The following is a 19,430-nucleotide window of genomic DNA, read 5'->3' on the forward strand; positions in this document are numbered from 1 at the left end:
GTTAGAGGCAATCAATCTTGGTTTTAGATTGATTGTTTCTAATGCCCCACCAAACGAAAGTGCGGTAGGGATTTCAGCTAAAACATTCTCATTTTTAGGTGTCCATTTTCTTGACAGAAGTCCAAAATTGTTGATAATCTCCGAAAAACGTTGATACCCCCAAAAGAAACGTCCATAAACACAATTCTCCCGAAAACTCCCATAACCAATTGCAACCCCGTCACCGAAAATCCTCCCCCCGACAAGAATACTTTCCCTCCAACTAGTCAAAAATGGAGGATGAGTATGTACATTTGGAGGAATCTATGATGAAAAAGAATATGATACTGTACATAGCAGTGACGGCTGTGCTTCTCGGTGCGTGTGCCATTGAAAATCCGAAGAAGATGGAACTCGATATGAAAAATGAGACGGGTGATTCGCTTGGTAAGGTGATTCTGCAGGAAGTTTCCGAGGGAGTGGAAGTGGACCTTGATCTTGAAGGACTGCCGCCGGGGGAACATGGCATCCATTTTCATGAAAAGGGAGCGTGCAAGCGTCCTGACTTCGTATCTGCCGGCAATCATTTCAATCCTGATGATAAAAAGCATGGACTGCTTCATCCTGAAGGTGCTCATGGCGGCGACCTGCCGAATATCATCGTGGAAGGCGACGGTGTGGCAAAGGTGAAACTAATGGCGCCTACCGTGACGATGAGCAAAGGGAAGACGTCCTTATTTACGAAAGACGGAACATCCCTCATCATCACCGAAAATAAAGATGACGGCATGACGCAGCCGGCAGGGGATTCCGGGGCCAGGATCGCCTGCGGTGAAATCGCAAAGGAAAAAGAGAAGAAATAAAATGAGAAACAAGAAAAAGCCCTCTTTACCGATTTTTTTCGGCACAGAGGGCTTTTCTATGTGCAACTAGAGCAGTCCGTCTGAAGCAAAAGAGCAATCATCCAAGCGCCTTAAGAAGTCTATCCAGTCCATCCATCAGGATTTCGCGCGGACAGGCGATGTTCATCCTCACAAAGCCTTCGCCGCCCTTTCCGTATTTAGGTCCGGGTTCCAGGCCCAGCCTGCCTTTTTCCAGCAGGCGCTCTTTAAGTTCATCGTCTGTGAGGCCGAGTTTGCTGCAGTCGATCCAAAGGAGGTAGGTTCCCTGCGGCTCGACAAGATGCAGATCAGGAAGATGTTCCTCGACATATGACTTTGTGATGGCAGCATTTTCGGATAAGTAGTCCAGGATGTTTTCCAGCCATCTTTCACCGTGGCGGTAGGCAGCTTCCATGCCTGTGATCCCGAATGTGTTAAGGGTGAAAAAGCCCTGTTTTTTATGGACGCCTGCGATTTTTTCGCGGAAGTCCTTGTTCGGTGTGATCATGGCTGACGACTGCAGACCTGCCAGGTTGAAGGTTTTGCTTGGTGCGATACACGTGATGGTCATATCCTGATAGCTTTCATCGATGGATGCAATCGGGATATGTGTATGGGATTTATAAACTAGGTCTGAGTGTATCTCATCGGAGACGATGATGACATCGTATTTTTTGCAAAGGTCCGCCATTTTGGTCAATTCTTCCCGGGTCCATACACGTCCGCTTGGATTGTGAGGGTTGCAGAGCAGGAAGACTTTAACCCCTTTTTTCAATGACTCTTCAAATTCCGTGAAGGAAATGCTGTATGTTCCGTTTTCATAGACGAGCGGAGCATTTTCGATGACGCGGCCGTTTTCCTCGGTCATGCTGAAGAACGGAGTATAGACCGGGGATTGCACCAATACCTTGTCGCCTGGTTCGGTCAGTGCCTGGATGATGGTTCCGATAGCCGGTACGACACCGGGACTATATTGCAGCCATTTGGTATGTATATCCCATCCGTGGCGTTTTTTGACCCATCCGGCGATTGCTTCGGCGGGACCGTCGCCGACAAAGGTGTAGCCGAATATGCCGTGATCCAATCTCTCTTTCAGGGATTCAGTTACTTCTCTGGGAGGGAGGAAATCCATATCCGCCACCCACATAGGGAGTATATCCTCTTTTCCGAATACCGTCTTGGTCATATCCCATTTGACGGAGGATGTCCCTTTCCGGTCGATTATTGTCTTGAATTCATTCACGATCAAATACCCCTTTCCGGTTAAAATGGTCATAGCCTGCAGCAATGGTGCCGCAAATGGAGCGGCAGTTTTTGCATGCTGCTTTCATCTTATTATGGAATGCAAAAAGATGAAAATGATTTGTTTACCATTTAAAGGAGGGAGGGCAAGCCGCAAGCCGGACATTGACCATAAAGGGTCTTCCTCCTTACGTTTCACTGAGAAGCGCAGAGGGAACTCCCTTTTCAAACTGCTGACGTTCCCGCCTTACGTATCCCTCTGCTTCAGAGCTTATAAATTCCCGGATGTGCCCCAGTACTTCCTCGGGCCTTTCTTCAGGTACCAGATGACCGGTATCCTTTAAAACGACAAGCTTTGATTGAGGGAGATCCGCGGCAAGTCTGTGACCTGTCGAGAGCGGCACCACCCTGTCATGCTCTCCCCATACGAGCAGGCAGGGGGTATCTATTTTTTTTAAGTCGCGGATGGACAGGTCCCCTTCACGGTCCCGTATCATGCGGGTCAGTGCTTTGAAGATATCATCCTCAAGGAATGGTTTCATGTAGCCGAACATCATTTCATCATCGATGAGATCCAGGTTATGGACGACATTCTCCAGGTTTCTGCGGATGCCGGAACGTGTCAGCCAAAGCTTTACATACAGGTGGAAGAATGGAATACGGCTCGCCATCATAACGGGCCATTTCATTTTTTTCAGATAACCTGAGCTGCACAGAAGAATCCCTTTATCGACGAGTGTAGGTTCTTTTTTCATCACATTCAGCGCAATCTGCCCTCCCATAGAATGCCCGGTCAGGTGGATGTTCCTCACATCCAAGTGATCGAGCAGCGAGATGACGGTATTGGCCAGATTGTCATATGAATAGATGAAGCGGCCCGATTTATCACTGCTGCCGAATGGGGGGAGATCAATTGAAATGACATTATACGTTTCTTTCAAAAGAGGGGTCAGCCGTCTGAAACTGAAAGATGAAGATAGAAATCCATGTAGAAGAACGAAGGTTTCCGATGCTGTCGGGTGCTGATGGTATTCATAGTAAATATTCGCTCCATTGACGTTTACCGTTCTTGCAAAATCGTTTTCCCGCATGATTCGTCACTCCCCGCAATGATGGTTTTATCGTATTTTACCCTTTTTCAGTTATTTAACACCTTTTTACAATTTGATTTCAGGATAGGAAAAACCCGGGGGATCGCTTTCTATTTTTGCAGCTTCTGCTATAATGGTACCATTTAAGTGATATGAAGGAGGAGCACTATGCAGCTTAGCGATTTGGAGCTTGATTTACTGAGAATCTTACAGAAAGATGCAAGGATTTCATCAGAGAGTCTGGGGAAAATGCTTCAGGTTTCATCTGAAGAAGTGAAAGAGACACTGGTGAAGCTTGAGAATGAAAATATTTTGGTGCGCTACAGCTCGATTGTGGATTGGTCAAAAGTGGAAGGGCATGAAGGTGTCACTGCAATCATCGACGTAAAGGTGACCCCGAAGCGGGGCGTCGGTTTCGATGAAGTGGCCCAGCGGATTTACCGATATAAAGAAGTGAAAAGCGTCTACCTCATGTCGGGTGCCTATGATCTGTCGGTCACGGTCGAAGGGCGTTCCATGAATGAAGTCGCCAAATTTGTATCAGAAAAGCTTTCTACGCTGGATTCAGTCATTTCCACTACGACTCATTTTCAGCTGAAAAAATATAAGCATGACGGCACCATTTTCGGTGATTCCAATGAAGACAAACGGATTGTGGTGTCACCATGACGACTAAGACATCATATATTGCGAAGTCGGTGGAAAACCTGAAGCCGTCCGGAATCCGCCGATTCTTTGATCTGGCGGCCAATATGGAAGGCGTCATCTCCCTTGGAGTGGGGGAACCTGATTTCATTACTTCCTGGACGGTGAGGGAAGCGGCCATCCTTTCATTGGAGCAGGGTTTCACTTCTTATACAGCGAATGCGGGTCTTCTGGAACTGCGTGAAAAAATAAGCGGATATATGAAAAATGGCTATGGAGCCGAGTATGATCCCAACACTGAAATCATCTTAACAACAGGGGCGAGTCAAGCACTGGATATCAGCATGCGCGCCATCATCGATCCGGGTGATGAAGTAGTGGTCGTCGAACCTGGATTCGTATCATACGTCCCGCTCGTGCAGCTTGCAGGCGGTACACCCGTGACCGTGGAAACGAAGCCTGAGAATGGTTTTAAACTTACTGCCGAAGAACTGGAAGAAGCGATAACAGAAAGGACGAAGGCTGTTCTTCTGTGCTCGCCGAATAATCCGACAGGGACCGTGCTGGAACGGGAAAATCTCGAGGAGATAGCGGAAGTCATCCGCCGTCATGACCTTGTAGTGCTGTCAGATGAAATTTATTCAGAGCTTGCCTATGATCACGGTCACGTTTCAATCGCCTCCCTCTCAGGGATGAGGGACAGGTCAATCGTGATCAACGGTTTCTCCAAAGGATTTGCGATGACCGGATGGAGACTCGGCTTTATTTGCGCACCGGCGGAAATAGCGGCTCCCCTGCTGAAAATCCATCAGTATGCGATGATGTGTGCTTCGACCCCTGCACAATATGCTGCAGTCGAGGCGCTTGATAAGGGAATGGAAGAAGTAATGGAAATGAAGCGGAGCTATCGCCATCGCAGACATTATTTTGTTGATTCCCTGAATGAAATGGGTCTCGGGTGCCATCTTCCCGGAGGGGCATTCTATGCATTTCCGTCAGTAGCCAAAACCGGGCTGTCGTCTGAAGAATTTGCAGAAAAGCTATTAATGGAGGAAAAGGTTGCAGTCGTTCCCGGCAATGTGTTCGGCAAAGGCGGGGAAGGACACATCCGCTGCTCCTATGCGTCTTCGATGGAACAGCTGCAGGAAGCGGTCAAGCGGATGAAAAGGTTTGTTGAGAATCATAGCGGTAATTAATGAAGGACCGGGTGCCTGCTTATTTGGCGCCTGTTTTTTTTATGGAGTTCTAAGGCAAAAAAAAAATAGGACGATCCGATAATCGTCCAACAAATGAAAACAAAAGGGGGAATACTTAGAAAGCTTAGTTTCAGTATGAACCGTTTTTAAGACTTCTATACATATTTTTTATATTATTTTTCGTATTTCACTTCATACAGCATCTGCATCACGCGCAAAAAATCTTCTTCTGAGAATTCCTTCGCTTTTCTGAGGATGAGTTTTGTCCGTTTGGAACCGATTTCTTTGATCAGCTGTTCAATTTCAGCATCGATCCCTGACGGATGATGATTGACTTCTTCACGTTCCAGAAGCTCCGAAGCGGGAATGTCAAGAACCGTAGACAGCTTCAGGATGGTCTGTGTATCAGGAATCTGTTCATTGTTCTCATACTTCTCGATTGTACTAGTGCCTAAACGCGCTTTCAGGGCTAACTCCCGCTGAGAGATATTGCGGTCTTCTCTGACTCTCTTCAAATTCTTACCAAAGTGTGACATCCTGGATCCCTCCCAATGATCATAGTTTCTTCTTACTTCTATTTTATCACCGGCTGGAAATAATTAGACGGCGGATACTTGAACATTCTGTTAATAAATATCGGAGGGACAAAGCAAAAAAACTAATGCGACTATTTCCAGTTTATCACCGGCTGGAAATAATTAGACGGCGGATACTTGAACATTCTGTTAATAAATATCGGAGGGACAAAGCAAAAAAACTAATGCGACTATTTCCAGTTTAGCCCGTAAAATACCGCTAATGATTTCCGTGCAAGACTTCGCTTTCCGCGGGTAGCCCGTGAGCCTCCTCGGCAAGCCTGCGGGAAGAAAAGCGGAAGGGCTTTGTTTAGAGGCTGGTGGCATAAGGCGAATCGGTCACGAAGGCGTTCTTTGCCTTCTTGGCCGGTTTGACTTATGACATGTGCCTCTAAGCCCTGGAGCTTGACAGGTCTCACATAAGCTACATTTCCCGCAGGAGTCTTCGTCTTGCACTACAATCAACCGCTGGGAAGAACTAATCAAGATTATAGAAACTAAAAACCCGAACTGATTTGCTTCTTAGAATACAAGTTAGTCCGGGTTCTACTAAGACCAAAACGCCAGTTCCTATTCTCATTCAAACGGTTCAGGATAAGAATACCAATATAATCGCCACCGGAACGATGTAGCGCAGCAGGATGATCCAGGCGTTGAACATGCCCCCTGAAATGGAGGAACCCTGCTGGATTTCGTGCAGGACATCCTCCCTCTTCAAACGGTAAGAGACAAAGATACTGATGAATAGTGCGCCGATCGGGAGGCCGAAGCTGCTCGTGATATAGTCTGCAAAATCAAAGAAATTCCGTCCGAGCAGGGTGAAGTCACTGAATACACCGAAAGACAGGGCACTTGGAATTCCAGCGATGAATACGAGGATTCCCATCAGCCACGTATATGGCATCCTTTTCTTTTGATTTCCTTTTGTAAGGGCGGCGACACCGATTTCAAGTATTGAAAATGCGGATGTCAGCGTTGCAAACAGCAGGAGAATTAAAAAGACGGTCAGGAAAATTCCGCCGAAAGCTATTTCATTAAAGACGGCCGGCAGAACGACAAAGGCGATTCCTGGTCCTTCATCAGGCTGGAATCCCAGTGCATAAACAGACGGGAAGATCACCAGCCCGGCCAGCAGAGAAATGAAAATATTCAGTCCAGTTACGGAAATCGCCGAACGCGGCATACTGTCCTCCTTTGAAAGATAGGATGCGTAGGTTACCATGACGGACAACCCCACCGTCAAGGAGAAGAAGGCCTGTCCAAGCGCAAGCAGGGCTGTTTCACCCGTCAGGAAGCTCCAGTCGGGGACAAGCAGGAACCTGACACCTTCCATTGCGCCTTCAAGGGTGAGCGAGCGTGCCATAAGAATAAGAAATAAAATGAATAAAGACGGCATCATATAGCGGCTTGCACGTTCAATCCCTTTTTGGATCCCGCCCTGTACGACCATGACCGTCATGACGATAAATATCGCTTGGGTAATCAGGATCTCCCACGGGTTTGCAATGATGCTTTCAAATAAGGTTCCGTATTGCTCCTGTGTTTTACCAGAAAGTGCACCTGTAAAGCTTCTGCCAAGGTAAGAAAGGATCCACCCTCCCACGACACTGTAAAACGAAAGAATGATAAACGAAACGACCGTGCCGAGATAGCCGATCAAGTACCACGCTGATCCGGGTGCCAGCTTCTTATAAGAAGTAATGGCATCGGCCCCGGCCCGTCTGCCGATCACAAACTCAGCAAGCAGGATCGGTGTGCCGATCAAAATGGTGAAAACGATGAAAAGAAGAAAGAACACCCCTCCGCCGTTTGCCCCGGCCATATATGGGAATTTCCAAATGGCCCCGAGGCCGATTGCAGACCCCGCAGCCGCCAAAATAAATCCAATTTTCGAAGACCATTGTTGTTTCTTTGCCATGTCAGATGCTCCTTTCTGAAGACTATTCTTTTTAAGTTTTAAAAACAAAACGATTTTTTCATACTACTATGTTTTTCAGGGAGTGTACACCGGAGTTTGAATTTTTCAATATATATTAAAAATGGTTGTAAATGTAATGAATTCATGGATTTTTCAAAAAAATCAATATCCCTTCAGAAATAGTATGGTTGAAAGCACTTTAAATCATGAAAAAACTCCTATTTAATTGAAAATATAAAAACGGGCTGGAAAAGTTAGAAAAGTATAGTATACTAATGGTAACAATACGTTCACAAATTGGACAAAAATTCGTCATTAATTAGTCAAAATTGAAAGCGCTTCATAACTTGAAACAGGAGGGATCATTTATGGATATGTTTATGGTGTATTTATTCGTTGCAACGGCCACTCCTTTATTTTTATGGATCGAACACCGGAAATGGGCATTGATCCACATTCCATTTTTACTCGCATTATGGGCAATCTTCATTTATTATGTAGCCGTCCCTGAAATGGGAGGATGGGGCCATGTTACATTCTGGAGCCTGTTTGTCTTCAACTTTGCGTTCGCACATCTGGCAGCGTTCTGGTTATATGCTGCTCCGTATCTGAAAAAGCACAGAAAGAAAATGATGGAAATGAGCAAATTGAATACTGAAAAATAAATCCCCCTTGCTTCGGGGATTTATTTTTTTTGCCCCTAAATCCGGATGATAGAATGGAATGTACATAATTTTTAAAAATTCCCTCTTTTGTGAAACAATATCTAATTTGGCAGCGTTACATAATGAAGAAAAGCAGTATGGAAGGAGAGTTAACCGCAGTGGATGATTTTCAGCTCATCGAGAGGGCAAAGAAGGGCGATCTTTCCGCCTACAGCAAACTGATTACTGTATATTCTCCCATTGTGGAGCGTTTCGCTTATCAGATGGGAAATCACATCGATAACATTCCTGACATCAGTCAGGAGGTTTTCATAAGGGTGTACCGGTTCATCGACGGGTTCACCCATGCGAAGTTCACTACCTGGTTATATAAAATAACACTGAATGTATCGAGGGATTTCAAAAGGAAAGAGAACCAGCATGCAAAGCGGCTCCAAAAAATAATGAACGAACCGGGTGAAGGTTCAGTCCAAGAGAGTGGGCAATTAATAAGGGAAGAAGAGGATCGTGTTCTCCACGAATGCATCCAGGAGCTTGACGACAAATATAGAGCGCCGATCATCCTATATTATTTTCACGAAAGGAAATATGAAGAGATAGCCGACATTTTATCTGTGAATCTCTCAACCATTAAAACCAGGATCCTGAGAGGGAAAGGCCTTTTGAAAAAACTGCTGGAGGAAGCGGAAAACGGGGAGGGGACACTCAATGGATGACAAAATGTTTGATAAAAGGATGGAACTGCTTGACCGGTCGTATAAGAAAATGCCTGTTCAAACAGATGCCAGTGACATTATTAAAGCCATTAGGGAAGAACGAAACACTGTCAAAAACCCCCGCCCCCTCATTCATTGGCCCTATGCCGCCAGCTTCTTCGGTGTCCTTCTGATCGGGACCGTACTGGCGCTGCAATTGACAATGGGAGGCGAAAAAACCGACGATGGAGAAGGGCAAAACCGTCAGGCGACCGAGCAGTCACATCAAAATGAAACGCTGCAGGCAGAAATGGAGGATGCAGAAGCTCTCTACGACCTAAGGAAAACACAGGCGATGGAGCGACTCGGCTTTAATGAGGCAACCTTCAGCACCACACAGCTAGATAAGGATGCAAAAGGCCACTTGGTTTATGTTGAATCGATCCCAAAGCGTGATTATACTCTTGAAGAGAAACTTGATTGGGTGGATCGGGGGAAGGACTGGGTCGAAGAATCACTGAGGACCCCGGATATGATGATAAGAAGCCTCAAGGACGGTATCACAATGGTGGAAGCGGAAGTGTGGACCAAGGAGTTTATGGAAAAGCAGACAAATCTGCTGCCCATCTATGAGGCCAAATTAAATGAATACAAAGAATCGTGGGAACCGCATATAAAAAATGGTGAAATCAATATGAAGAGCCTGAATGCCCCTCAGCCTTATCCAGGTGAATTCAGAAAGATGCTGGACGGGATCATGAACAATGCCGTTGGGCTGACTTACAATGAAAGGGAAGACACCCTTGAAACGTCCATTAACTTTGAGTATTTCAACATGATTTCAGGCAATGCCCTTCCGGAAGTGTATGTTTCTTATATGAAAGCCCGCCAGTCATCTGTACTGAAGGCAGGAGAGTTCACAAAAGGGTGGAAGGAAGCTGGAGACCGTCTCATTATGTTAGAACAATTGTTGAAGGAACTCCCCGAGGATTCTGCATTCAGAAATGAAGTGAGCAGGGATTTTGACCTTCTCTTTCATTATTTCGTGAACGGCGGCGTCGATCAGCCGATTTTTTCGGGAAATGGAAAGCTGAAGCCCGAAGTCCAGGAAGCGTATGAATATGTGGCAGAAACATATCCTTCATATGAAACCGGAGGCAAGGTGAAAGAAGTGTTGCAGGAACTGAGTGAATCTGATTATATGAAGCCTGATCGCTGGGTTCAATATACGCCTGTCATCATATCTTCAGAAACGGAAGATATATACGAAAATCAGTAAAAAGCGAAAATGGCAATTGTTTTAATAATGAGGAAAATAGGGAAACATAACTAGTGAGATGCGTTTTTTAGATGAATAAAAGGAATATTGGCTGCTCCTGTAAATCCTTTTTGCCGAAAACCATAATCTATGGTATAATCTAAAATTGCGTGTAAAAGAGAAAAATAATATATATACTAGGAGTGTTACCATGACTACAAAATTCGAAACAGGATCTGTCGTAACAGGTAAAGTTACAGGCATCCAGCCATACGGAGCATTTGTTGCATTAGACGAAGAAACACAAGGACTTGTTCACATCTCTGAAATCACACACGGTTTCGTGAAAGACGTTAACGAGCACCTTTCAGTAGGCGACGAAGTAAAGGTTAAAGTATTATCAGTGGACGAATCAGCTGGTAAAATCAGCCTTTCAATCCGTGCTACAGAAGAAGCTCCTGCACCACAAGCAAAACCTGCAGCAGCGAAAAAAGCACGCCGTCAAGGAAGTGTGAAACCGGCAGCGGAAGAAACTACTCCAGCTGGCTTCAACACACTTAAAGACAAGCTTGAAGAATGGATCGAGCAATCTGAACGTGAAGATCTAATCAAGAAGTAATCTTTCAATAAAACCACCCCGTCATAGAGACGGGGTGGTTTTTCTTTTTATAAAGGGTTTCTGCGGGGTGTTACCGAAATTGTATATAGAAAGAGTGATAGGGAAGGGGGAGAGATTAAAATGAAAGGGGAAATAATGAACCAAAACACATGTGCTCATGTCCTGTACTCCTATGATAATGGTGAAGCTTATATAAAAAATGCCATTGTCTACATTACCGAGGGAATCAAGAGTGGAGATTCAGTTATTCTTATTGAGAATGAAAGGAACATAAAGATTATATTCAAACAATTAAAGAGTCGCTTGACTGATGATCAAATAGAAAAAGTTCACGCGGTCAGTAACTTTGAGTTCTACCTTACAAGGGGGAGCTACCATCCACCTGCCGTTTACAAGCAATTGACCAAAACGATCGCTCCCTATATAGAGAACGATATTCCCTTTCGTTCCTGGGCTAACGTGGAATGGGGTTCGCTGGACGATCCCTCTCAAATCATAGACTGGTTTGAAAAAGAAACGGATAAAGCAGTACTCCAGTATAAACTGAAAGTGGTTTGTGCATATGGTAAGGAGAAAATGCCTCCAGAGATGCAGTCCATTCTGGAAAAAAGCCATCCTCATATCATGACGGATGAGAACCTGATGAAATCAAATACATACGACCCTTCAGATATGTTGGTTAAAAAAGGCGATTGATTCCACATACATGACTCATTCGCTTTTTATTATATGTGCTGAATTAAACTTCTGCCCACTGAAGGCATCTTTATAGTGGATTTACCAATCTGACCACTATGAAAGATCAATAATTGGATGGAAGACTTCTTTAACTGAACAAGGGTATTAAAGATTGATAACGAATACATGTTATAAGGGAAACGAAAGGAGAGTGTCATGGAATGGAAGAAGAAATAAATGGTTTTGTAAAATCAAAACCATGCGCACACATCCTTTACTGTTACCACAACAAAGAAACTTATATCAAAAAGGTTACTGCCTATCTTGTTGACGGGGTGAAGTCAGGGGAAACGGTCATTCTTATTGAGAGTGAAAGAAACCTGAAGTTTCTGATCGATCGCTTAAAAGAGGAGCTGACTGATAATCAATTTAAACGTGTTCACGCGATCAGTAATTACGATTTTTATCTATCAAGCGGGAGCTATCATCCACCTGCCATCTATGAGCAATTGATGAAGATTTACACGCCTTATTTCAACGGTGATGCTCCATTCAGAACCTGGACAAACGTAGAGTGGGGGGCGCTTGAGAACCCGTCCCATATCGTGGATTGGTTCGAAAAAGAAACGGATAAATTGGTTAATGAACAGCAGCTTACTCTTGTATGTGCATATGAAGCAGAAAAAATGCCAGCGGATATGCAGGCGATTTTAGAGCAAAGCCATCCTCTTATTATGACGGATGAGGATCTTATTGAATCGACCTTATACAATAAAGTCCAGCTGTAACCAGGGAAAGCGGCAAATTCCAGTTGTGGGTATCTGCCGCTTGATTTATATCCAGTCCATCATTTAGCGGAAAATAAATAATTTTCAAACAATATACTTGTCCGTACAACTAAGATAGACTATAATGAAAAATGAAAGCGCTTTAATAAATGGAAATACATAACAATCGGGAGGGACTCCAATGCTTTATAATAATCCGAATACAGAAGGTTCACTGGTTCAATTCAAAGACACATATGATAACTTCATCGGCGGGGAATTTGTTCCGCCGGCAAGTGGTGAGTACTTCGAGAATGTATCACCTGTAACAGGGAAAGTATTTACGAAAATCGCGCGTTCAAACGAAGCGGATGTGGAAAAGGCACTGGATGCAGCGCATGCGGCGAAGGATGCCTGGGGGAAAACATCTGTAGCTGAGAGATCGTCCATTTTAAATAAAATCGCCGATCGCATTGAAGAAAACCTGGAAATGCTTGCAGTGGCCGAAACATGGGATAACGGAAAACCCGTCCGTGAGACTTTAGCTGCAGATTTACCGTTAGCCGTTGATCATTTCCGTTATTTCGCCGGATGCATCAGAGCTCAGGAGGGTTCCGTCGGCGAACTTGATCAAGACACGGTATCTTATCACTTCCATGAGCCGATTGGGGTAGTTGGACAGATCATCCCTTGGAACTTCCCGATTTTGATGGCTACATGGAAGCTTGCTCCTGCGCTGGCTGCCGGGAACTGCGTCATCTTGAAACCGGCTGAACAAACACCGGCTTCCATCATGGTTCTTGTTGAATTAATACAGGATCTGCTTCCTAACGGGGTATTAAACGTCGTTCAAGGTTTTGGTGTTGAAGCAGGTAAACCGCTTGCACAAAGTAAGCGCATCGGCAAGGTTGCCTTCACCGGGGAAACGACGACCGGACGCCTGATCATGCAATATGCTTCTCAAAATATCATTCCTGTCACACTTGAACTTGGCGGTAAATCACCGAATATCTTCTTTGAAGATATCATGAATGAAGATGATGATTTCCTGGATAAAGCTGTGGAAGGATTTGTCATGTTCGCGCTGAACCAAGGTGAAGTATGTACTTGTCCTTCAAGGGCGATTATCCAGGAATCAATCTATGACAAGTTCATGGAAAGAGCGATCGAGCGCGTGAAACAAATCAAGCAGGGCAATCCGCTGGATACAGACACTATGCTTGGTGCTCAAGCTTCTCAGGAACAATTGGATAAAATCCTTTCTTACATCGAAATCGGTAAACAAGAAGGGGCAGAATGTCTGATTGGCGGGGAGCAGAATAAATTAGACGGCGATCATGAAACAGGTTTCTACGTGAAGCCGACTGTATTTAAAGGCGACAATAGCATGCGCATCTTCCAGGAAGAAATCTTTGGACCAGTTGTGTCAGTCACAACTTTCAAAACGAAGGAAGAAGCGCTTGAAATTGCCAATGACACACTTTACGGCCTGGGAGCGGGAGTCTGGACTCGTGATATGAATACCGCTTACCGTTTCGGAAGGGAAATCCAGGCGGGACGCGTATGGACAAACTGTTACCACCAATACCCTGCTCACGCAGCATTTGGCGGATACAAAATGTCAGGTATCGGACGTGAAAACCATAAGATGATGCTTTCCCACTACCAGCAAACGAAGAACCTTCTTGTAAGCTACAGCCCTAAGAAATTAGGATTCTTCTAAAATGGAAAACAGACTGGAAGCGACAGAGCAGGCAATCCAATTGATCGAAAAGGTTAAGAGCAAGCATGGACCGCTCCTTTTTCATCAATCAGGAGGCTGCTGTGACGGTAGTTCCCCGATGTGTTTGAGCCAGGATGATTTGATCATTGGTGACAGCGATGTGTTGGTGGGTACTGTGGCTGATTGTCCTTTCTATATGAACTCGCAGCAATATGAATACTGGAAGCATTTCAAGATCATATTGGATGTGAAGCCAGGAAGGGGAGGCGTGTTCTCTTTGGAATCCACCGAAGGAATGAGGTTCATCACGGATTCCAAGTTGATCAAGTCTTAGTTTCTCAAGGCAGTTCTATTTTTAAAAAGAGAATAATAGCTTTAAAAAGACAACTTATTTGTTTAAGTTGTCTTTTTTAATAGTTATTAATTTAAAATAATTATAATTTGTTATTGACTTTCATTCTCAATTAAGTAAAATAAAAATATACTTACTTAATAATCATTCTAATTTAAAGGAGTGTTCAATATGGATAGAAAGAAATTAACGACGAACCAAGGTACGCCCATCGGTGATAATCAGAACTCAATGACTGCAGGCCGCAGGGGACCTTCTTTACTGGAGGATTATCAACTGATTGAAAAATTGGCCCATTTTGACAGGGAGCGCGTGCCGGAACGAGTCGTTCACGCGAGAGGGGCCGGGGCCCACGGAGTCTTCATCACGAAAAACAGCATGAAGAAGTATACGAAAGCGAAGTTTTTGCAAGATTCCGGAACAGAGACACCGGTGTTTGCCCGTTTTTCCACAGTCATTCACGGGCAGCATTCTCCTGAAACATTAAGGGATCCACGCGGGTTTGCCGTGAAATTTTACACGGAAGAAGGAAACTGGGACTTCGTAGGGAATAATCTGCCTGTCTTCTTCATCCGCGATGCCATGAAGTTCCCGGACATGGTACATTCCTTAAAGCCGGATCCGCGGACAAATATCCAGGACGGGGAGCGATATTGGGATTTCATGTCTTTGTCTCCGGAATCGACCAATATGCTTGTCCATCTTTTCACGGATGAAGGAATTCCTGCCGGCTACCGTCAGATGAGAGGATCAAGCGTCCATTCTTTCAAATGGGTGAATGAAGCAGGGAACACGGTTTACATCAAGTTGAATTGGAGGCCGAAAGAAGGGGTTGTGAATCTTTCAGCCGAAGAAGCGGCAGAAATACAGGCTCATGACTTCAATCATGCTAGCCGCGACTTATACGAAGCCATTGAAAAAGGAAATTACCCGGAGTGGGATTTATATGTACAGATCCTCGATCCGATGGATTTGGATTCGTTCGACTTCGACCCGCTCGATGCAACGAAGGACTGGCCGGAAGAAGAAATCCCGTCTCATTTCGTTGGTACGATGATTTTAAACAGGAATCCTGAGAACGTGTTTGCGGAAACGGAATCCGTCGGCTTCAATCCGGGAGTGCTCGTAAACGGCATGCTTCCTTCAGAAGACAAACTGCTTCAAGGCCGTCTGTTCTCCTATTCCGATACGCAGCGCTACCGCATCGGGGCAAACTATCAGCAGCTGCCGATCAACTGTCCGTTTGCAAAAGTCAATAATTATCAAAGAGACGGTGCCATGCCTTTCAAGCAGCAAACGAGTCCGATCAATTATGAACCAAACAGTTTTGGCGGCGAGCCGAAGGAAGTGGAAGGCTACACAGAAGTGAACCAGCCTGTGACAGGCGAAAGGGGCCGGCAGAAAATCGAGAAGACCGATGATTTCGGTCAGGCAGGTCGTGTGTACAGAAGCTATTCAGCGGAAGTGAAGGACCAGCTGGTGAAAAATCTCACAGCAGAGCTGAGCGCTGTCAGCGAACGCATTGCTCTGCGTGCAATCTGTAATTTCTACCGCGCCGATGAGGAACTCGGGAAGAGAATTGCAGAAGGTGCAGGGGTGGATTTGAGTCCTTATTTGGAGTATGTGAAGTAGAGGGTGGTTATGGGTTCGACTCCTAATTGGGAGTGATGGAATAGCAGCTAAGCTATGATTGCAGGGGTGCCGGTCGCTTTTCGGTTTGTTTGCCGTGAGGGGGCTGGTGCTTTTTTGCTGTGTTTTGGTTTAAGGCGGGGGTGGATTTATGGGATTTGGACAGAAATTGGGGTGGGGTGTATGGGTGATATGGATTTATCAACAAAAAATAGGGGGTTACCAACGATTATTTGGATTTACCAACAAAAATTCAGATTTACCAACAAAAATCACGCACTTACCGGCAATTCTTCAAAAATCGACATAATTCACGCACGCTTTATTGAAGGGCAATGCTACTTACCAGCTGACTAATTGCAGGAGTGATGACAAAATTTTTTCATCCGTTTTATCGACCGGAATTTAAATATATCGTCCATTTCCCCAAGTTATCGCCTGATTTTTAAGTATATCGTCCAAAATAATCTTATATCGACCAAATCAACAAGATATCGACGATTCTTCAAAAATCGACAAATTCCGTCCTTGACGTGCCATTCACCAATCTCCACCTTCACATTCCATCCACAACCCAACAACAAAAAAGCCACACCCAACCCCAGGGCATGGCCGCTCCACCATACAATATTCCACCATCAACTCAATACCCTGCCCCTCGCTCAATCCCATACTTCCTGATCCGGTACTGCAGATTTTGGCGGCTCATGCCAAGTGATTTTGCAGTCTGGGTGATATTGTAATCATGGTGTTTTAAAGCTTTTTGAATATAATAAGTTTCGGCTTCCTCCACAAACTTCTCGAGAGGTTTTATATCACTTCCCGACTGGTAGAGAAAGTCAGATTGTTCTTGGACTCCCTGGCTGTAAAAACCGTGGTGCAGACGCTGTCTGAAGCCGATGGGCAGATGGTAGAAATCGATCATTTCCTCGAAGCCGGCCAGGTTGAAAGCACCTTCGATCACATGCTCCATTTCGCGAACATTCCCGGGCCAGTCGTATTCCAGGAAAGTATCTTCGACTTTCCTCGTCAGCCCCTTGATGTTCAATGCGAAATGATGATTGAACTGTTTGATGAAAAATGAGAGCAGTTCTTTCAAATCTTCTTTCCGGTCGCGGAGGGAAGGGATGAAGATGGAAATAACGCTTAATCGATAATACAGTTCTTTCAACAGGCGTCCTTCTGAAATCGCATCGATCGGGTCTTCATTTACGGTGGCGATCACCCGGACATCATAAGCGAGATTCGAATCTCCTTCCAGGATGTTTAACAGCTTTTTCTGGAGGGAAGGGGTTAATAGGTTGATTTCATCGAGAAGCAGCGTACCGCCATGTGCCTGCTGAAAAAGGTTTTGTTGATGTTCCGTTTCACTTAGGCCGGATGCTGCGTTATGTCCATCAATCAGCATGCTTTCAAGCATTTCTTCCGGAAGGGAGGCGCAATTCTGTGCAATGAATGGATGATCCGAGCGGGCGCTTCCGTTATGGATGCTCTGAGCGAACAGCTCTTTACCGGTCCCTGCTTCTCCGCAGATCAAGACCGGGGAAGAGGTCCTTGCCGCTTTTTTGCCGGTTTCGACGGCTTCCTTCAGTCGGACGTTCTTTCCGACAATACTATCGAATGTATAGAGGGTGTTCATGCGTTTGTGCGGATTATCTCGCATCATCTTTTCAAGCATAGTGATATCCCGGGCGATTTCAATTGCGCCGATCAATACACTGTCATGGAAGATCGGAAACGTATCATTGATGGTCGTGATTTCTATTCCATTTATATTAAAGTAGGTTTGTTTGACATTGAGCGCCGGCTCCCTGGTTTTCAGGACTTTAAGAAGAGTACTTTCCTCTTCGCCGCGGAATTGGAATACATCAAGCAGATTCTTGTCCAATACGTCTTCTATTTCCATTCCTTCTATTTCCCGCATTTTGCGGTTGTAGATGATCGTCCTGCCCCGTGAGTCGATGACATGGACACCCGTTTCGAGATGTTCAGCTACTTTTTCATACATATACAAGCGTTTTTCGGATTCCTGCATGATGTCCCTCTCCTCATTATTGATGTTCCAGATTCTTTTTATGGCGGTGTAAATCCAATAAAATAATTATTCCAGTAGAACAAATTCATTTGTAAGCGCTTAATGATAAAATTTTAAAAAAACTCTTGAAAAATGCAACCATCTTTTGCATTATTATAAATGTAAGGGTTTTCTAAATGCAAATTTTTTTTGCATGTATGTTATGTAACCTTAAAAAAAGATTCCGCAAGCAGCAATTTTTATAAAAGGCATCCGTCATTTCAAGTAAGGAGGAATTTTGTTATGTCAGTAAGTACTCATTCAATTATCGAACAAACAGAAAAGTATGGTGCGAAAAACTATCATCCGCTTCCAATTGTCATCTCACATGCAGAAGGTGTCTGGGTGAAGGATCCGGAAGGCAATAAGTACATGGATATGCTGAGTGCCTATTCAGCGGTCAACCAGGGACACCGTCACCCGAAGGTCATTCAGGCGCTGAAAGATCAGGCAGACCGCGTGACTTTGACATCACGTGCATTCCATAACGATCAGCTGGCTCCATGGTATGAAAAGATTTGTAAGCTGACTGGTAAGGATATGGCCCTTCCTATGAACACTGGTGCAGAAGCAGTAGAAACAGCCATCAAAACGGCACGCCGCTGGGCTTATGATGTGAAAGGCGTGGAAGAAAACAGAGCGGAAATCATCGCATGTAACGGAAACTTCCACGGAAGGACGATGACGGCGGTTTCCCTTTCTTCAGAAGAAGAATACAAGCGCGGATTCGGTCCGATGCTCCCGGGCATCAACCTCATCAATTATGGTGACCTTGATGCATTGAAAGAAGCGATTACGCCGAACACTGCTGCATTCCTGATCGAACCGATCCAGGGCGAAGCGGGAATCGTCATCCCTCCTGAAGGGTTCCTGAAAGCAGCTTACGAGCTTTGTAAAGAAAACAATGTATTGTTTATAGCTGATGAAATCCAGGCCGGCCTTGCACGTTCAGGTAAAATGTTCGCATGTGAGTGGGAAGATGTGGATCCGGATATGTACATCCTTGGAAAAGCACTCGGCGGCGGAGTATTCCCGATCTCCTGCGTTGTTGCAAGCAAAGAAGTTCTTGGTGTATTCAATCCAGGTTCACATGGCTCGACTTTCGGCGGAAATCCGATGGCTTGCGCAGTATCGGTCGCATCCCTTGATGTCCTCCTTGATGAAAAGCTTGCGGACCGTTCACTTGAACTCGGTGAATACTTTATGAGTAAACTTCGTGAGATAGACAATCCTATGATTAAGGAAGTCCGAGGAAGAGGATTGTTCATCGGGGTTGAACTGCATGAACCTGCACGTAAATATTGTGAACAATTGAAAGAGGAAGGGCTCCTTTGTAAAGAAACGCATGACACTGTGATCCGTTTCGCTCCTCCGCTTGTGATTTCACAGGAAGAGCTCGACTGGGCAATCGAACGCATCAAGAAAGTCCTTTCCAAATAAGAT

Annotated in this window: 19 protein-coding genes; 14 read left to right on the forward strand and 5 right to left on the reverse strand. The window is 45.0% G+C overall.

From position 1 onward, the window contains the following. The first annotated feature begins 305 nt into the window (after nucleotides 1–305). On the forward strand, nucleotides 306–842 hold the full coding sequence (locus tag BHE18_RS03095; protein ID WP_071617187.1) for a superoxide dismutase family protein: 537 nt from the start codon (nucleotides 306–308) through the stop codon (nucleotides 840–842). A gap of 97 nt (nucleotides 843–939) precedes the next feature. Here the strand turns inward: BHE18_RS03095 and BHE18_RS03100 are convergent, their stop codons facing one another. Continuing rightward, nucleotides 940–2,136 carry a MalY/PatB family protein gene (locus BHE18_RS03100; protein WP_071617188.1) on the reverse strand — a complete coding sequence of 399 codons (1,197 nt, stop codon included), beginning with the start codon at nucleotides 2,134–2,136 and terminating at the stop codon, nucleotides 940–942. 154 nt (nucleotides 2,137–2,290) lie between these two features. Beyond that, a complete protein-coding gene (locus tag BHE18_RS03105; RefSeq protein WP_083573592.1) occupies nucleotides 2,291–3,193 on the reverse strand; it encodes an alpha/beta fold hydrolase in 903 nt (300 codons plus the stop codon). A 168-nt stretch (nucleotides 3,194–3,361) separates the two neighbouring features. Here BHE18_RS03105 and BHE18_RS03110 point away from each other — a divergent pair, with 168 nt between their 5' ends. Further along, nucleotides 3,362–3,862: an Lrp/AsnC family transcriptional regulator gene (locus tag BHE18_RS03110; RefSeq protein WP_071617189.1), complete on the forward strand. Its 501-nt coding sequence runs from the start codon at nucleotides 3,362–3,364 to the stop codon at nucleotides 3,860–3,862. Further along, a complete protein-coding gene (locus BHE18_RS03115) occupies nucleotides 3,859–5,034 on the forward strand; it encodes an aminotransferase (RefSeq protein WP_071617190.1) in 1,176 nt (391 codons plus the stop codon). The genes BHE18_RS03110 and BHE18_RS03115 overlap by 4 nt, the downstream gene beginning before the upstream one ends. A 173-nt stretch (nucleotides 5,035–5,207) precedes the next feature. On the opposite strand, the gene BHE18_RS03120 is transcribed toward BHE18_RS03115, so the two are convergent. Then, nucleotides 5,208–5,570, reverse strand: coding sequence for a helix-turn-helix domain-containing protein (locus BHE18_RS03120; RefSeq protein WP_071617191.1), 363 nt, complete (start codon nucleotides 5,568–5,570; stop codon nucleotides 5,208–5,210). 628 nt (nucleotides 5,571–6,198) lie between these two features. Next, a complete protein-coding gene (locus tag BHE18_RS03125; protein WP_071617192.1) occupies nucleotides 6,199–7,527 on the reverse strand; it encodes a sodium-dependent transporter in 1,329 nt (442 codons plus the stop codon). A 368-nt stretch (nucleotides 7,528–7,895) separates the two neighbouring features. Here BHE18_RS03125 and BHE18_RS03130 point away from each other — a divergent pair, with 368 nt between their 5' ends. The 10 genes from BHE18_RS03130 to BHE18_RS03175 all read left to right on the forward strand — a co-directional run bounded on the left by BHE18_RS03130 (nucleotide 7,896) and on the right by BHE18_RS03175 (nucleotide 16,270). Further along, entirely contained in the window at nucleotides 7,896–8,192 is a 297-nt protein-coding gene (locus tag BHE18_RS03130; RefSeq protein ID WP_071617193.1) for a spore morphogenesis/germination protein YwcE, read from the forward strand. Nucleotides 8,193–8,314: 122 nt separating this feature from the next. Then, nucleotides 8,315–8,908 carry an RNA polymerase sigma factor gene (locus BHE18_RS03135; protein WP_235860239.1) on the forward strand — a complete coding sequence of 198 codons (594 nt, stop codon included), beginning with the start codon at nucleotides 8,315–8,317 and terminating at the stop codon, nucleotides 8,906–8,908. Beyond that, nucleotides 8,901–10,166: a hypothetical protein gene (locus BHE18_RS03140; RefSeq protein ID WP_071617194.1), complete on the forward strand. Its 1,266-nt coding sequence runs from the start codon at nucleotides 8,901–8,903 to the stop codon at nucleotides 10,164–10,166. Before BHE18_RS03135 ends, BHE18_RS03140 begins: the two co-directional genes overlap by 8 nt. A 190-nt stretch (nucleotides 10,167–10,356) precedes the next feature. Then, nucleotides 10,357–10,764 (forward strand): S1 domain-containing post-transcriptional regulator GSP13, encoded by a 408-nt coding sequence (gene yugI / locus BHE18_RS03145; protein WP_071617195.1) that lies wholly within the window; start codon nucleotides 10,357–10,359, stop codon nucleotides 10,762–10,764. A 120-nt stretch (nucleotides 10,765–10,884) separates the two neighbouring features. Beyond that, complete coding sequence (locus BHE18_RS03150) at nucleotides 10,885–11,460, forward strand: MEDS domain-containing protein (RefSeq protein ID WP_071617196.1); 576 nt, start codon at nucleotides 10,885–10,887, stop codon at nucleotides 11,458–11,460. 203 nt (nucleotides 11,461–11,663) lie between these two features. Next, nucleotides 11,664–12,230 (forward strand): MEDS domain-containing protein, encoded by a 567-nt coding sequence (locus BHE18_RS03155; RefSeq protein WP_071617197.1) that lies wholly within the window; start codon nucleotides 11,664–11,666, stop codon nucleotides 12,228–12,230. Between the two features lie 181 nt (nucleotides 12,231–12,411). Further along, a complete protein-coding gene (gene adh, locus BHE18_RS03160; RefSeq protein WP_071617198.1) occupies nucleotides 12,412–13,932 on the forward strand; it encodes an aldehyde dehydrogenase in 1,521 nt (506 codons plus the stop codon). Nucleotide 13,933: 1 nt separating this feature from the next. Next, nucleotides 13,934–14,266 carry a DUF779 domain-containing protein gene (locus BHE18_RS03165; RefSeq protein ID WP_071617199.1) on the forward strand — a complete coding sequence of 111 codons (333 nt, stop codon included), beginning with the start codon at nucleotides 13,934–13,936 and terminating at the stop codon, nucleotides 14,264–14,266. 189 nt (nucleotides 14,267–14,455) lie between these two features. Next, nucleotides 14,456–15,916 carry a catalase gene (locus BHE18_RS03170; RefSeq protein WP_071617200.1) on the forward strand — a complete coding sequence of 487 codons (1,461 nt, stop codon included), beginning with the start codon at nucleotides 14,456–14,458 and terminating at the stop codon, nucleotides 15,914–15,916. 54 nt (nucleotides 15,917–15,970) lie between these two features. After that, a complete protein-coding gene (locus tag BHE18_RS03175; protein WP_141771803.1) occupies nucleotides 15,971–16,270 on the forward strand; it encodes a hypothetical protein in 300 nt (99 codons plus the stop codon). A gap of 286 nt (nucleotides 16,271–16,556) precedes the next feature. On the opposite strand, the gene BHE18_RS03180 is transcribed toward BHE18_RS03175, so the two are convergent. Further along, nucleotides 16,557–17,948 (reverse strand): sigma-54 interaction domain-containing protein, encoded by a 1,392-nt coding sequence (locus BHE18_RS03180; protein WP_071617202.1) that lies wholly within the window; start codon nucleotides 17,946–17,948, stop codon nucleotides 16,557–16,559. A 282-nt stretch (nucleotides 17,949–18,230) separates the two neighbouring features. Here BHE18_RS03180 and BHE18_RS03185 point away from each other — a divergent pair, with 282 nt between their 5' ends. Then, nucleotides 18,231–19,427, forward strand: coding sequence for an ornithine--oxo-acid transaminase (locus tag BHE18_RS03185; RefSeq protein WP_071617203.1), 1,197 nt, complete (start codon nucleotides 18,231–18,233; stop codon nucleotides 19,425–19,427). Nucleotides 19,428–19,430: the final 3 nt, after the last annotated feature.

The sequence above is a fragment of the Rossellomorea aquimaris genome (assembly GCF_001877785.1).
Classification (GTDB): domain Bacteria; phylum Bacillota; class Bacilli; order Bacillales; family Bacillaceae_B; genus Rossellomorea; species Rossellomorea aquimaris_A.